At 65.2% G+C, this 13422-nt stretch carries 14 protein-coding genes; 3 read left to right on the top strand and 11 right to left on the bottom strand.

Features of this window, described 5'->3' with window-relative positions:
• Positions 1–236: 236 nt before the first annotated feature.
• The 9 genes from ACFPN5_RS14600 to ACFPN5_RS14560 form a co-directional block, all read right to left on the bottom strand.
• On the bottom strand, positions 237–1265 hold the full coding sequence (locus tag ACFPN5_RS14600) for an L-threonylcarbamoyladenylate synthase (protein WP_379784479.1): 1029 nt from the start codon (positions 1263–1265) through the stop codon (positions 237–239).
• Complete coding sequence (locus ACFPN5_RS14595) at positions 1262–2473, bottom strand: 5-(carboxyamino)imidazole ribonucleotide synthase (RefSeq protein ID WP_379784478.1); 1212 nt, start codon at positions 2471–2473, stop codon at positions 1262–1264. The genes ACFPN5_RS14600 and ACFPN5_RS14595 overlap by 4 nt, the downstream gene beginning before the upstream one ends.
• 16 nt (positions 2474–2489) lie before the next feature.
• Positions 2490–2987 carry a 5-(carboxyamino)imidazole ribonucleotide mutase gene (purE, locus tag ACFPN5_RS14590; RefSeq protein WP_379784477.1) on the bottom strand — a complete coding sequence of 166 codons (498 nt, stop codon included), beginning with the start codon at positions 2985–2987 and terminating at the stop codon, positions 2490–2492.
• Positions 2988–2989: 2 nt separating this feature from the next.
• Positions 2990–3886 carry a phosphoribosylaminoimidazolesuccinocarboxamide synthase gene (locus ACFPN5_RS14585; protein WP_379784476.1) on the bottom strand — a complete coding sequence of 299 codons (897 nt, stop codon included), beginning with the start codon at positions 3884–3886 and terminating at the stop codon, positions 2990–2992.
• 118 nt (positions 3887–4004) lie between these two features.
• Positions 4005–5069 carry a class II fructose-bisphosphate aldolase gene (fba, locus tag ACFPN5_RS14580; protein WP_379784475.1) on the bottom strand — a complete coding sequence of 355 codons (1065 nt, stop codon included), beginning with the start codon at positions 5067–5069 and terminating at the stop codon, positions 4005–4007.
• A gap of 59 nt (positions 5070–5128) precedes the next feature.
• Positions 5129–6583 carry a pyruvate kinase gene (gene pyk, locus ACFPN5_RS14575; RefSeq protein WP_379785721.1) on the bottom strand — a complete coding sequence of 485 codons (1455 nt, stop codon included), beginning with the start codon at positions 6581–6583 and terminating at the stop codon, positions 5129–5131.
• Between the two features lie 74 nt (positions 6584–6657).
• On the bottom strand, positions 6658–7866 hold the full coding sequence (locus ACFPN5_RS14570; protein WP_379784474.1) for a phosphoglycerate kinase: 1209 nt from the start codon (positions 7864–7866) through the stop codon (positions 6658–6660).
• Positions 7867–7923: 57 nt separating this feature from the next.
• A complete protein-coding gene (locus ACFPN5_RS14565; RefSeq protein ID WP_379784473.1) occupies positions 7924–8262 on the bottom strand; it encodes an AzlD domain-containing protein in 339 nt (112 codons plus the stop codon).
• Positions 8255–9001 carry an AzlC family ABC transporter permease gene (locus ACFPN5_RS14560; protein ID WP_379784472.1) on the bottom strand — a complete coding sequence of 249 codons (747 nt, stop codon included), beginning with the start codon at positions 8999–9001 and terminating at the stop codon, positions 8255–8257. Before ACFPN5_RS14560 ends, ACFPN5_RS14565 begins: the two co-directional genes overlap by 8 nt.
• A 198-nt stretch (positions 9002–9199) precedes the next feature.
• Between ACFPN5_RS14560 and ACFPN5_RS14555 the strand changes: the two genes are divergently transcribed.
• The 3 genes from ACFPN5_RS14555 to ACFPN5_RS14545 are packed head-to-tail and all read left to right on the top strand — an operon-like array spanning position 9200 to position 11036.
• The gene (locus tag ACFPN5_RS14555) at positions 9200–9394 is read left to right on the top strand and encodes a zinc-finger domain-containing protein (protein ID WP_379784471.1); all 195 of its coding nucleotides are present in this window, start codon (positions 9200–9202) and stop codon (positions 9392–9394) included.
• A gap of 33 nt (positions 9395–9427) precedes the next feature.
• Positions 9428–10435, top strand: a complete 1008-nt coding sequence (locus ACFPN5_RS14550) for a YheT family hydrolase (protein ID WP_379784469.1) — start codon at positions 9428–9430, stop codon at positions 10433–10435.
• Positions 10428–11036, top strand: coding sequence for a DUF2946 family protein (locus ACFPN5_RS14545; RefSeq protein WP_379784468.1), 609 nt, complete (start codon positions 10428–10430; stop codon positions 11034–11036). Before ACFPN5_RS14550 ends, ACFPN5_RS14545 begins: the two co-directional genes overlap by 8 nt.
• A gap of 19 nt (positions 11037–11055) precedes the next feature.
• On the opposite strand, the gene ACFPN5_RS14540 is transcribed toward ACFPN5_RS14545, so the two are convergent.
• Positions 11056–11841, bottom strand: coding sequence for an alpha/beta fold hydrolase (locus ACFPN5_RS14540; RefSeq protein ID WP_379784467.1), 786 nt, complete (start codon positions 11839–11841; stop codon positions 11056–11058).
• 6 nt (positions 11842–11847) lie between these two features.
• Positions 11848–13407: a beta-barrel assembly-enhancing protease gene (locus ACFPN5_RS14535; protein ID WP_379784466.1), complete on the bottom strand. Its 1560-nt coding sequence runs from the start codon at positions 13405–13407 to the stop codon at positions 11848–11850.
• Between the last annotated feature and the right edge of the window lie 15 nt (positions 13408–13422).

Below are 13422 nucleotides of genomic sequence, written 5' to 3'. Positions count from 1 at the left end.
ATAGCAAGTATTGCCTTACGGAATGACTCAAAAGGTCACGGTGAGGGGCGTTACAGGGGCTGGGGGCGCTGTTGTGATGCGCCGTTGCGACAGGGGCGCTAACGGGTACGGGAAATGTTGTCGAGACGCTTATCACGGTGCAAGCGTCAGAGAAAGAGAAAGGGCGCCCAGATGCAGCGCCCCCTGAAAGCAGACCGGATACAATTCCGAAGCCCGCACCCCGGCAATCCCTCTATCTAGGCGTCGCGATTGAGCAGGCCGTGCACGATCCCGGTCGAGCCGTGGGCAGCGCGGCGCAGACGGTCGTTGACGCCGAGCCAGGCGCCGTCTTGCGGCGGCGCCTCGACCAGGATCAGGTCGGCGCCCCGGGCGTCCATTGCCCGCAGCGCCGCGTACAGCGCGTGGGCGAAGCCTTCCGGACTGGCCGGCAGGCGCTCGGCCGCGTCAAGCGTCCATAAGTCGGAATAATGAATCAGGGCCACCTTGCGCCCGGCTTCCGCCATGCGCTCCAGGGTGTGGACCAGCGTTGCCGTGTCCTGCATCGCCACCGGCGTATGCGGCGCGTAGTGCGATTCGAGCGTGCCGGAAGCGCGCGGCGCAGCCACGTCCGGTGCGGCCGGGACCTGGTCGATCACTGCCGCAATCGCCTCCGCGCTGACGTGTCCGGGGCGCAGCAGCACGGGGCCGTGCGTGCCAAGGCGCGACAGGTCGACGATGGTCGACTCGATGCCCACCTGCGAGGCGCCGCCGTCGAGCACCAGCGCGACCGTGCCGTCGGCGCCGAACTCATCGCGCACGTGCTGGGCCGTTGTCGGGCTGACGTGGCCGAACTTGTTGGCCGAGGGCGCCGCCACCCCGCCCTGCCCGCCCTTGAATGCCCTCAATAATGCAATCGCCACCGGGTGCGAGGGGCAGCGCAGGCCGACCGTGTCCTGGCCGCCGCTTACCGCATCCGGAATGTTCGGCGCGCGTTTCAAAATCATCGTCAGCGGACCCGGCCAGAACGCTTCGGCCAGCGCATGCGCTTCCGGCGGGATCTCGCAGGCCCAGTGGGCGATATCGGCTTCCGGCGCCAGGTGGACGATCACCGGATGGTCTTGCGGTCGCCCCTTGGCGGCATAGATCGCGCTGACCGCTGCCGGGTTCTCGGCATCGGCCCCGAGCCCGTAGACGGTCTCGGTCGGAAAGGCGACCAGCTGGCCGCTTTCCAATGCACGGGCGGCCGCGGCCAGCGTCGCGGCGTCGATCACTGCAACACTGCTCACGGCGCGATTCCCAGGACGGCGCAGGCGGCGTGCAACTGTCCCTGCGCCTCGGCCAGGGTCGGCGCCACGAAGGTGACGTGGCCCATCTTGCGGCCGCGGCGCGGATCGTCCTTGCCGTACAGGTGCAAAAATGCGCCCGGCAGCGCCAGCACCCGGTCCCAGGCCGGCTCGCGCAGCGTCGCATCGTCACCCGCGCCATCGAACCAGGCGTCACCGAGGATATTGAGCATGACCGCCGGTGAATGCTGACGACAATCGCCCAGCGGCAGCCGCGCCATCGCCCGCACCTGCTGCGCGAACTGGCTCGTCACGCAGGCATCGATGGTGTAGTGGCCGCTGTTGTGCGGACGCGGCGCCATTTCGTTGACGACCAGCGAACCGTCTTCCAGCACGAAAAATTCGATGCACAGCACGCCGACATAGCCGAGCTGGGCCACGATGGCGCGTGCCGCATCCTGCGCCTGCTGCGCGCATTGTTGCGACACGTTCGGGCCCGGCACGGTAGTCGTGAACAGGATGCCGTCGCGGTGCACGTTCTCGGCGATCGGGTACACGACCGATGCGCCATCCGCGCCGCGCGCGGTCAGCACCGACACCTCATAGGCCAGCGGCAGCATTTTTTCCAGCAGGCAGGTCACGCCTCCCATGGCCTCGAAGGCCGCGCGCACGTCTTCGCGGCTCCTGACGCGGACCTGGCCCTTGCCGTCGTAGCCCATGCGCACGGTTTTCAGGATGCCCGGCAGCAGTTCGTCACCAATGGCGTCGATGTCGTCAAACGAGGCAATCACCTTGTGCGGCGCCGGCATCACGCCGGACTGCGGGGCGCACTCGACAAAGAAGCGCTTTTCCAGGATGCGATCCTGGGCAATGGCGACGCAGGCACCCGCCGGCGCCACGAAACTGCCTTGCGCCAGCAAATTCATGCTGTCAGCCGGCACGTTTTCGAATTCGGTGGTCACGGCGCTGCACAGCGCGGCCAGTTGGCCGAGGGCGATGTTGTCGCTGTAACCGGCGTTGACCAGGCGCTGGGCGACCTGGCCTGCCGGGCAATCGGCGGCCGGCTCGAGCACGGCGACCTTGTAGCCCATCGCCTGCGCGGCCTGGGCGAACATGCGGCCGAGCTGGCCGCCGCCCATCACGCCGAGCCAGGTCGGCGGGTTGGCGGTCGGGAGAAAAGCGCTGTTATTTGCGTTACTCGTGTGGCTCATAAAACTCTCAGCACCTTCAGACAGGCAGGATCATCGCCTTGGCGGCGGCGGTCTGGTCCAGGCGGAACTGCTCGAGTTGCGCGGCCAGGGCGTCGTCATTGGCGGCGAGCATTGCCACGGCGGTGAGCGCGGCATTCGCAGCGCCCGCTTCGCCGATGGCAAAGGTCGACACCGGCACGCCTTTCGGCATCTGGACGATCGACAGCAGCGAGTCCTCGCCGCGCAGGTATTTCGAAGGTACCGGCACGCCCAGCACCGGGACGATGGTTTTTGCCGCGATCATGCCCGGCAGGTGGGCGGCGCCACCGGCGCCGGCGATGATCGCACGCAGGCCGCGCGCGCGTGCGCTTTCCGCATAGGTGAACATGTCGTCGGGCATGCGGTGCGCCGAGATCACCTGCGCCTCGAAGGGCACGCCGAACTGCTCGAGCACCACGCAGGCGTGCTGCATTACTTCCCAGTCCGACGAGGAACCCATCACCACGCCGACCAGCGGTTTCGCTTCGTTGGTCATCGTCACGCCTTCAGCTTTTCGCCGGTCAGGCGTTCGATGGCTTCAAAGTACTTGGCCTGGGTTTTGGTGATGACATCCGCCGGCAGGCGCGGCGCCGGCGCGGTCTTGTTCCAGTCGGAGAGCGTCTCCAGGTAGTCGCGCACGAACTGCTTATCAAAACTAGGCGGCGACATGCCCGGCGCATACGAGTCCGCCGGCCAGAAGCGCGAGGAGTCGGCGGTCAGCACTTCGTCCATCAGGTGCAGCACGCCATTGTCGTCCAGGCCGAATTCGAACTTGGTGTCGGCGATGATGATGCCGCGCGTTGCCGCGTATTCGGCAGCGGCGGTGTACAGGGCGATCGAGATGTCGCGCATCTTCGCGGCCAGCTCGGCACCGATGCGGCTTTCCATGTCGGCAAACGAGATGTTCTCGTCGTGCTCGCCGATGTCGGCTTTCGCGGCAGGGGTGAAGATCGGCTGCGGCAGCTTGTCGGCCTGGCGCAGGCCGGCCGGCAGCTCGATCCCGCAGATGGATCCGCTTTGCTGATAATCCTTCCAGCCGGAACCGATGATGTAGCCGCGCACGACGGCCTCGACCATGATGGGCTTCAGGCGCTTGGCGACGACGGCACGGCCGCGCACCTGTTCGGCTTCCTCGGGCGCCACTACGCTTGCAGGCAGAACGCCGGTCAGGTGGTTTGGCACGATGTGGCCGAGCTTCTCGAACCAGAAGTCGCTCATCTGGTTCAGTACCATGCCTTTGCCGGGAATCGGCTCGTTCATGACGACGTCAAAGGCCGACAGGCGGTCGGTGGTGACGATCAGGATCTTGTCGTCGCCGACGGCGTAGTTGTCGCGCACTTTGCCGCGGCCAAGCAGTGGCAGGGACTGGATCGTGGATTGGTAGAGGCTGTTCATGGAAGGGGTATCAGAATAATGAACTCGGCGGAACAAGTCCGCCTTCAGCGAAATCGGCGGATCAGGTCCGCCGATAAGAAAACCGGGCTGCCGCAGCAGCCCGTTCGACACGTCTATTTTACTTCACGACTTGCGCCAGCTCGCCGGCCTTGTAACGCTCGGCCATTTTTTCCAGCGGGATCGGCTTGATCTTGCCGGCTTGGCCTTCGCAGCCGAACGCCACGTAGCGCGCCTTGCAGATCTCGGTTGCCGCTTCGCGCGCAGGCTTGTTGTAGTCGCGCGGATCGAACTTGCCCGGGTTCTGGAACAGGTACTTGCGGATCGCGGCCGTCATCGCCAGGCGGATGTCGGTATCGATGTTGATCTTGCGGACACCGTGCTTGATGCCTTCCTGGATCTCTTCGACCGGGACACCGTAGGTTTCCTTCATGTCGCCGCCGAATTCGCGGATGATCGCCAGCAGCTCCTGCGGCACCGACGACGAGCCGTGCATCACCAGGTGGGTGTTCGGGATGCGCGCGTGGATTTCCTTGATGCGGTCGATCGCCAGGATGTCGCCGGTCGGCTTGCGGCTGAATTTGTAGGCGCCGTGCGAGGTGCCGATGGCGATGGCCAGGGCGTCGCACTGGGTCTTGGCGACGAAGTCGGCGGCCTGGGCCACGTCGGTCAGCAACTGCTCGCGGGTCATGGTGCCGTCGGCGCCGTGGCCGTCTTCCTTGTCGCCCTTCATCGTCTCGAGCGAGCCGAGCACGCCCAGTTCGGCTTCGACGGTCACGCCGATCGAGTGCGCGAATTTCACGACTTCACGCGACACTTCGACGTTGTATTCGTAGGAAGCGACCGACTTGCCGTCCGCTTCCAGCGAACCGTCCATCATCACCGAGGTGAAGCCCGAACGGATCGCGGCCATGCAGACCGCCGGCGACTGGCCGTGGTCCTGGTGCATGACGACCGGGATGTGCGGGTAGGCTTCGACGGCGGCGTCGATCAGGTGGCGCAGGAAGGCTTCGCCGGCGTACTTGCGCGCGCCAGCCGAGGCCTGCATGATCACCGGGCTGTTGGTGGCGTCGGCTGCGGCCATGATGGCCTGCACCTGCTCCAGGTTGTTGACGTTGAACGCCGGCAGGCCGTAGCCGTTTTCAGCAGCATGGTCCAGCAGTTGACGCAGTGATACGAGTGCCATGGTAGTACTCCAAACAATAAAAAAAACTGTTCAAGAGCTTCGACAACGCGAAGCCGCCTTTATTCTTTATAAGTCTCGCCCACACGCACGATCTTGAGCGCATTGGTACCGCCGGCCTCGCCCATCGGCGAACCCCAGGTCACGACGATGGTGTCGCCCGGATTGACCATACCTTCCTTGATCAGCAGCTCTTCCGCCTTGCGCAGCACCGCGTGGCTGCCGCCTTCCTGCAGCAGGTGGAATGCTCGCACGTTCCGGTACAGCGAGGCTTTGCGCTGCGTCGTTTGTGACGGGGTGAGGGCGAAAATCGGGGTGTCGATGTTATGGCGACTCATCCACAGCGCGGTCGACCCCGATTCGGTCAGGGCAACGATCGCCTTCACGTCCAAGTGACGCGCGGTGAACAGGGTGGCGTAGGCGATCGACTGGTCGATGCGGGTGAATTCCACGTTCAGGAAGTCGGCATCCTGCTTGTTGTATTCGGATTGTTCCGCTTCCAGGCAGATCGCGGCCATCATCTCGACGGTTTCGATCGGGTACTTGCCCGATGCGGTCTCGGCCGAGGTCATGACGGCGTCGGTGCCGTCCAGCACGGCGTTGGCGACGTCCGACACTTCAGCGCGGGTCGGCACGGCGTTGACGATCATCGATTCCATCATCTGGGTCGCGGTGATCGCCAGCTTGTTCGATGCGCGCGCCATGCGGATCATGCGCTTTTGCAGCGCCGGCACCGCCGCGTTGCCCACTTCCACGGCCAAGTCGCCACGGGCGACCATGATGCCGTCGGAGGCGTCGAGGATTTCCTGCAGCACCGGAATGGCTTCGGCGCGCTCGATCTTGGCGATCATCATCGGCTTGTGGCCGTAAGGTTCACCGGCGATATTGGCCAGCTGGCGCGCCATTTCCATGTCGGTCGCGCTCTTCGGGAAGGAAATCGCCAGGTAATCAGCCTGAAAGCTCATCGCCGTCTTGATGTCTTCCATGTCCTTGGCGGTGAGCGCGGGCGCGGTCAGGCCGCCGCCCTGGCGGTTGATGCCCTTGTTGTTCGACAGCTCGCCGCCGACTTTGACCGTGGTGCAGATTTCGTGGCCGACGACCTTGTCGACAATCAGCACGATCAGGCCGTCGTTGAGCAGCAGCTTGTCGCCCGGCTTGACGTCGCGCGGCAGCGCCTTGTAGTCGAGGCCGACGCGTTCCTGGTTGCCCAGCTCGCCGTTTTCGCCCCACCTAGCGTCGAGGACGAAGCGGTCGCCATTGTTCAGGAAGATCTTGCCGTCTTCAAACTTGCCAACACGAATCTTCGGACCCTGCATGTCGGCCATGATCGCCACTTCGGTGCCGCATTCGGCGGCGGCGCGGCGCACCAGCGTCGCGCGGTCGATGTGATCCTGGGCCTTGCCGTGCGAGAAATTCAAGCGCACGACGTCGACGCCGGCCCGGATCATTTTCACGAGGATGTCGAAGTCGGTCGATGCAGGGCCGATGGTGGCAACGATCTTGGTGGCGTTGTACAGGGGACGCATGTATGGGATCCTTGGTTCTGAAAAGAGAAGCGCAGCCTCGGGGCTGCGCTGGAAATCAGTTGGCGTTAGGACTTGGCGCTACGCTGGAGCAGGATGTCGACTGCCGGCAGGGTTTTGCCTTCGAGGAACTCGAGGAAGGCGCCGCCGCCGGTCGAGATGTAGCCGATCTTCTCGCCGATGTTGTACTTTGCAATCGCGGCCAGGGTGTCGCCGCCGCCGGCGATCGAGAAGCCTTTCGAGTCGGCAATCGCCAGCGCGAGGGTCTTCGTGCCTTCGGCAAACTGGTCGAATTCGAATACGCCGACCGGGCCGTTCCAGACGATGGTGCCGGCCTTGGCCACCTGCCCGGCCAGCATGGCGGCCGTCTTTGGACCGATGTCGAGGATCATGTCGTCGTCGCTGACATCCGCCACGTCCTTGACGGTGGCTGCTGCCGTTGGCGAGAACTCTTTCGCGCAGACGACGTCCACGGGAATCGGCACCGAGGCGCCGCGCGCGCTCATCATGTCGATGATCTGTTTCGCTTCAGCGACCAGGTCGTTCTCGACCAGCGACTTGCCGATGTTCAGACCGATGGCCTTCATGAAGGTGTTGGCGATGCCGCCGCCGACGATCAGGTTGTCCACTTTACCGGCCAGGCTTTGCAGGATCGACAGCTTGCTCGACACTTTCGAGCCGGCGACGATGGCCAGCAGCGGGCGCGCCGGCTGGCCGAGCGCCTTGCCCAGCGCGTCGAGTTCGGCGGCCAGCAGCGGGCCAGCGCAGGCGACGGGGGCGAATTTGGCGATGCCGTGGGTGGTCGCTTCGGCGCGGTGGGCGGTGCCGAAGGCGTCGTTCACGTAGACGTCGCAGAGTTTGGCCATCTTCTGGGCCAAGTCATCCGCGTTCTTCTTTTCACCCTTGTTGACACGGCAGTTTTCGAGCAGCACGACCTGGCCCGGCGCAACATCGACACCATCCGTCCAGCCCTGCTTCAGTTCGACCGGCTGGCCGAGCAGTTCGGACAGGCGCGCGGCGACCGGCGCCAGCGTGTCTTCCGGCTTGAACTCGCCCTCGGTCGGACGGCCCAGGTGCGAAGTCACCATGACGGCAGCGCCGGCTTTCAACGCAGCTTCAATAGCGGGGATGGAAGCGCGAATGCGCGTGTCTTCCGTGATGTTGCCGGCGTCGTCCTGCGGCACATTCAGGTCGGCGCGGATGAAGACGCGCTTGTTTTTCAGCGCATCGCGGTCGATCAGGTCTTGCAAGCGGGTGAAACTGAGAACGGCGTCCATGTCGGGCTCAAGGGTGAGATAGTGAAAAAACGATATTCTACATTAGCACCCTTGTTATCAAGCACCAAAGACGTGCATGATTCGCAACAGTGTGAATACGAGCATCCCGAACACGATGGTCTGCAGCATGTTCCGGCGCCACAGATAGAAGCCGACCGAGGCGATGCCCGCCAACAGCTTCGGGTTGCTCAGCGCCAAGTGCACCTGGCCGCCGGTGTCTAACAGCAAGTCAGGGCCGATGATCGCCGCCAGCGCGCAGGGCGGCGCATAGCGCAGCATGTCCTGGATGCGCGGCGGAATCGTCACCCGGTGCCCGACCAGCCAGAAGCCGCTGCGGGTCAGCACGGTCGAGAGCGCCAATACGACGATGGTCGCCCAGATTTCCCAATCAGACATGACGCGCCTTTCGCTTTTCAATGAGGCCTTCGACCGCCATCGCGCTCAGCATGCCGGCGAACACCGCCGCCAGCAGGCCCAGTTTGTAGGGAAGACCGTTGGCCAGCACGGCGACTGCCCCGGCGACCAGCACGCCGCACAGGGCCGCGTGGTTGGCAATCAGCGGCACCGTAATGCAAAGGATCGCCAGCGTGCCGGCAAAGCCCAGGCCCCACTCGGCAGGCACCGCGCTGCCGAGGAAGATGCCGGTCAGCGAACCGGCTTGCCAGGCAGCCCAGTTCGGCAGCACCAGCCCCTTCAGGTAGGAGAGCTTGCCCGGCACCGGCGCGGCCGTGGGAAAACGCTGCAGGAAGATGGCCACCGTCATGTCGCCGGAAATATAGCCATATAACAGGCGCTGGCGCCACGGCAGGTGCGCGAAATGCGGCGCCAGCAGGGCCGAGAAAATAACGAAGCGCAAATTCACCACCAGGCCGGTCGCGAAGATGACCCAGACCGGCGCATGCGCCAGGATCAGCGGCAGCGACGCCAGCTGCGCCGAACCCGCGAACACGAGCAGGGTCATACCGCAGGCCTGGAAGGCCGTCAGCCCGCTCTTGACCATGGCGACACCGACCACCAGGCCCCAGGCGGCAATGCCGAACAGGGTCGGCAATCCGGTGCGCAAGCCTTCGCGCCAGAGTGCGGGGTCGTGTTCTTCGGTCAGCGTGGCGGCTTGTGCAGGTTCAGGCGCGTTCATGTGGCCTTCCTGCAACAGCGTGGGAAATGAAATGGGGGAATGAGAGGTGAGCGATAAGACATGAAACGCGGGTGCATGGGGCCGTGAAGCTTCACCAACCGTCTATGGTCAATCCACCATTCTACCGATCATTCCGAACCACCGCCTGAATCCGTTAAAATCCTGTCTTTGCCTAACTTAGCCCGACGGAGAATTGCGATGAACGTAAAGACAATGCCAGTGGTGGAACTGGAAGCCAAGGATCTGCCGGCCCACTGCCCGAACCCGGCCATGACGCTGTGGTCGTCGCACCCGCGCGTATTCCTGGATTTCGACCATGAAGGCACGGCCAAGTGCCCGTACTGCGGCACCCACTACCGCCTGGCCCCGGGCGTAGCCTTCAAGCACCATTAATACGAGCACCACAGGCCTGCCCTGCCGCCTGCCATGACTTATTGCGCGCCCAAGTGGCTGCCCGGCGGCCACCTGCAGACGATCTACCCCGCGACGCTCGTCGATAAACCGGCGGTGGCGTACCGGCGCGAGCGCTGGGACGTGCACGATCCGCTGCTGGGGGACGATTTCGTCGATGTCGATTTCGTCGACGGCGCGCCGGGCCAACCCCTGGTGGTGCTGTTCCACGGGCTGGAAGGCTCCTCGAACAGCCATTACGCACGCTCCCTGATGGCCGCGCTCGCCGCACGCGGCTGGTCCGGTGCGGTGCCGCATTTCCGCGGCTGCTCGGGCGAGCCGAACCGCACGGCACGCTTCTACCATTCGGGCGACGCCGCCGAGATCGACTGGATCATGGCGCGCCTGCGCGAGCGCGCCTCCGGCCCCTTGTATGCGGCCGGCGTCTCGCTCGGCGGCAATGCGCTGCTGCGCTGGCTGGGCGAGTCCGGCCACGCCGCCGGTTTTGTCACGGCAGCAGCCGCCATCTCCGCCCCGCTCGACCTGGCGCGCGGCGGCGAAGCCCTGGGTTCGGGCCTGAACATGCTGTATACCCGCATGTTCCTGCAAAGCCTGAAGCCTAAATGCCTGGCCAAGCTGGAGCAATTCCCCGGCCTGTTCGATCGAAGCGCGCTCCTTGCAGCGCGCGACCTCTATGCGTTCGACAACGTCGTCACCGCCCCGCTGCACGGCTACCGCGACACCGACGACTACTGGCACCGCGCCAGCGCCCGCCACGTCCTGATGGACATCACCGTGCCGACGCTGGTGCTCAACGCCCGTAACGACCCGTTCCTGCCGGGCGTCCACCTGCCCTCGGCCGCATCGGCGGCTGTCACGCTCGAATACCCCGACGAGGGCGGGCACGTCGGCTTCCCGGCCGCGCCCTTCCCGGGCCGGCTCGACTGGCTGCCGGGGCGCATCCTCTCCTTCTTCGACGGCGCCGCCCCTGTGTGCCGCGCGCCGAACGCGCTGGAACTGTGCGAGGCTAGCATCCATGGATGACATCGTAAAACAGGCAATGGCCAAATGGCCAAACGTACCGCATTGCTACGGCTGGCTGGCGCTGGACGCGCGCGGCGGCTGGCGCATGCGCGACGAAGCGGCGCAAGCGGCAGACACTCTCGGAGACCGGCTGGCGAATGCCACCCTGGTCGGCTTCATCAACCGCAATTACCAGCACGACGAGCAGGGGCGCTGGTTTTTCCAGAACGGCCCGCAGCGCGTGTTCGTGAACCTGGAAAGCACGCCCTTCATCGCGCGCACCGACCCGAAGCAGGGCCTGGTGCTGCAGACGGGCGCGGCGCTGGAAACGATCGAACGCCTTTATCTCCTTGAGGCCGGTGAGGCGATCGTGCAGGCAGGCGAGGTCATCGCCCAGGTCGACGACCGCGACGTGGCGCAATTATTCGAGGGTTTGGAACTCGATGGCAAGCCGGCGCGTGACGAAGCGCTGCTGGCCTGGCTGGGCGGCGGCGATGGCAACAATGGCACGCTGACCCTGCGCTGGCGCGGCGCCACCATCCCGGTCGAGCGCATCGCCCGCGATGCATTGCCCGGGCGCTTCGGCTTCGTGCGTACGCCTGCAGGGCCTGTTGGCGCCTGATCGGCGCCGCCTCACCTGATTACGCTGCACCGTGGGTCCAGTGGGCCATCGCGTCGCACGCCGCGGCGTTGATCGTCGCGCGCACGAGTTCGGGTTCCGAAAACTGCGGGAAGTGTCCGCTCCTGTTTGCCACTACCTGTTTACCGAACGGGGACAACCCGACCAGCTGCCGCTGGTGGCGAGCGCGCGCCTCTGATTGCGGTTTCGGCGTCGCCCATTGCATCGCGTAGCGTGCGCCGCTGACAACATGCAGGGGAATCGCAGGGAATGATGGGGCCGCCTCGAGCTGCGACAGCGTTGTTTCCACATGCTCGGTTTCGGCCCAGGGGTGGGGCGGCGCCAAGCGGGTGCCAAGTGTCTTCAGCCAGCGCTGCAGCGCACCTTCGTACTGCGGCAGGATACGAACGTCCTCAGGCGTGGTGGCCTCGATCATGACGGCGGCGGCAACCTCGCCCGGATACAGCCGGGCAAACAAATTCACCACCAGCCCACCCAGCGAATGCCCGACCAGCACATAGGGCTGCGGCACCCCGATGCTGGCCAGGGCTGCGCGCAGGGTCTCGACCATGTGGCCGGCGGTTTGCGGTGCCGTCGGCTTACCCGATCCGCCGATGCCGGCCCGGTTATAGGCAAAGATGCAGCGCTCCTCGGCAAGTTCGCCGAATACCTTGTACCAGCCTTCCACCGGCCCGCCGGCGCCGTTCACCAGCACCACGCCTGGCCCGCCGCGGCCGGCCAGGATGTATTCGACCGTCTGGCCGGCTGCCTCTACCCTTTGCTTGATCGGCAACAGGACGGGGCGCATGGGTGCTCACTTACCCTTCTCTTCCTCTTTTTCCTGTTTCTGCCGGGCCTTGAGCTCGCGTTCGCGCGCGTCGATCACCGACTGCTCGTAGAACGAGACGTCTTTCGCCTTACGCGCAAAATTGAGCTGGTCGACGGCTGCCGGCAACGCGCCGGCCAGCACATAGGACTCGGCTAGCGCCATGTGCTGCAGCGCGACCTTGCCCTGGCTTGAATAGGCTTTGGCCAGCAGGTCGTAGAGCTTCGGATCTTCGCGGTAGAGCTGCACCTGGTCGCGCAGGTAAAGGGTGGCGTCCTCGAACTTGCCGGCATTGATCATCGCATTGGCGTACTGGCGCGCCAGCGCGCGCGACAGCGGATACTGGTTCGTCGCGCTTGCCGCATCCTTCAGCGCCTGTTGCGCCACCTCCTTCGGTTGCCCTGCCGCCAGCTTGATCTCGAGGTCGAGCACGGCGAACATGGCGCCGCCGTCGCTGGGAGGCGCGGCCGAGAACACGCCCGGCTTCGGTTGCAGGGTGGCGCGCGCCTTGTCGAACCAGGTGCGGGCCGAGGCCAGGTTGCCTTCCTTCAGCGCCAGGAAGGCCAGGCCGTACTGGGCCGCGGACTGCTGCTGGCGGTGCTGCTGGGCCAGTTGGGTCTCGAACGCGGTGCGCGTATCGCGGCGCGCCGTCGTGCCCAAATCCTGCAAGACGCGGGCGCGCGCCTTGGCCAGGTGGAATTCGATCGAGTCCGGGCGTTGCCGGTAAGGCGTTTCGCGGATGCGCGACTGGATGTCGACGATCCGCTCGCTCGTCAGCGGGTGGCTGCTGAGGAAGGCGGGAATTTCGCCGTACACCTTGTTCGCGCTTTGCAGGCGCTTGAAGAAGGCCACCATGCCCGAGGTATCGTAACCACCGGCACTCATGATCTGGAAGCCGACCCGGTCGGCCTCGCGCTCGGCATCGCGGCTGAAATTGAGCTGGCGCTGTACCGCCAGGCCCTGCCCGCCCATCAGCACGCCCATTGCCGCATCCGGGCTGGCCTTGGCGGCGAGCGCGGCGAGGATCAGCGCGGCCAGCGGCAACAGCACGTCCTGGCGTTGCTGGCCGAGCATGCGCGCGATGTGGCGCTGGGAAACGTGGCCGATCTCGTGCGAGACGACGGAGGCCAGTTCCGACTCGGTCTGCGCAGCAAGCAGCAGTCCCGAATGGATGCCGATGAAGCCGCCCGGCAGCGCAAACGCGTTGATGGCGCCGTCGCGCACCGGGAAGAAATGGAAGTCCGCATTCATTTCGCCGCGCGCACCGGGCACGGCATCGACCAGGGCGCCGCCGAAATTGTTCAGGTATTCGGAGATCGCATCGTCGTCGAGGTAATCGCGCTCGCGGCGGATCTCGCGCATGATCTCCTCGCCCAGCTTGCGCTCGACGATCGGCGACAGATCCTCGCTCGCCGCGTCGCCCAGCGTGGGCAGGCGCATCGAATTCGGAACATTATTCAGCTGCTGGGCGTGCGCGAGCGCAGGGCCAAAACCGGTCGCGGCCGACATGGCAAGGACGGCCAGCGAACGGCGCCAGCGGGCTCGCATGTACAGGCCCAGAGG

It is taken from the genome of Massilia niabensis (genome assembly GCF_042655085.1).
GTDB lineage: Bacteria > Pseudomonadota > Gammaproteobacteria > Burkholderiales > Burkholderiaceae_D > Telluria > Telluria niabensis.
The sequence above is the reverse complement of the archived record's forward strand: the minus strand, read 5'-3'. Positions and strand labels throughout refer to the sequence as shown.

Bases quoted from the DNA above. Each gene is read 5' to 3' on its own strand.
- fba (WP_379784475.1), bottom strand. From the start codon at position 5,069: ATGGCACTCGTATCACTGCGTCAACTGCTGGACCATGCTGCTGAAAAC.
- ACFPN5_RS14545 (WP_379784468.1), top strand. From the start codon at position 10,428: ATGGATGACATCGTAAAACAGGCAATGGCCAAATGGCCAAACGTACCG.
- purE (WP_379784477.1), bottom strand. From the start codon at position 2,987: ATGACCAACGAAGCGAAACCGCTGGTCGGCGTGGTGATGGGTTCCTCG.
- ACFPN5_RS14535 (WP_379784466.1), bottom strand. From the start codon at position 13,407: ATGCGAGCCCGCTGGCGCCGTTCGCTGGCCGTCCTTGCCATGTCGGCC.
- ACFPN5_RS14550 (WP_379784469.1), top strand. From the start codon at position 9,428: ATGACTTATTGCGCGCCCAAGTGGCTGCCCGGCGGCCACCTGCAGACG.
- ACFPN5_RS14570 (WP_379784474.1), bottom strand. From the start codon at position 7,866: ATGGACGCCGTTCTCAGTTTCACCCGCTTGCAAGACCTGATCGACCGC.
- ACFPN5_RS14560 (WP_379784472.1), bottom strand. From the start codon at position 9,001: ATGAACGCGCCTGAACCTGCACAAGCCGCCACGCTGACCGAAGAACAC.
- ACFPN5_RS14555 (WP_379784471.1), top strand. From the start codon at position 9,200: ATGAACGTAAAGACAATGCCAGTGGTGGAACTGGAAGCCAAGGATCTG.
- ACFPN5_RS14565 (WP_379784473.1), bottom strand. From the start codon at position 8,262: ATGTCTGATTGGGAAATCTGGGCGACCATCGTCGTATTGGCGCTCTCG.
- ACFPN5_RS14585 (WP_379784476.1), bottom strand. From the start codon at position 3,886: ATGAACAGCCTCTACCAATCCACGATCCAGTCCCTGCCACTGCTTGGC.
- ACFPN5_RS14595 (WP_379784478.1), bottom strand. From the start codon at position 2,473: ATGAGCCACACGAGTAACGCAAATAACAGCGCTTTTCTCCCGACCGCC.
- ACFPN5_RS14540 (WP_379784467.1), bottom strand. From the start codon at position 11,841: ATGCGCCCCGTCCTGTTGCCGATCAAGCAAAGGGTAGAGGCAGCCGGC.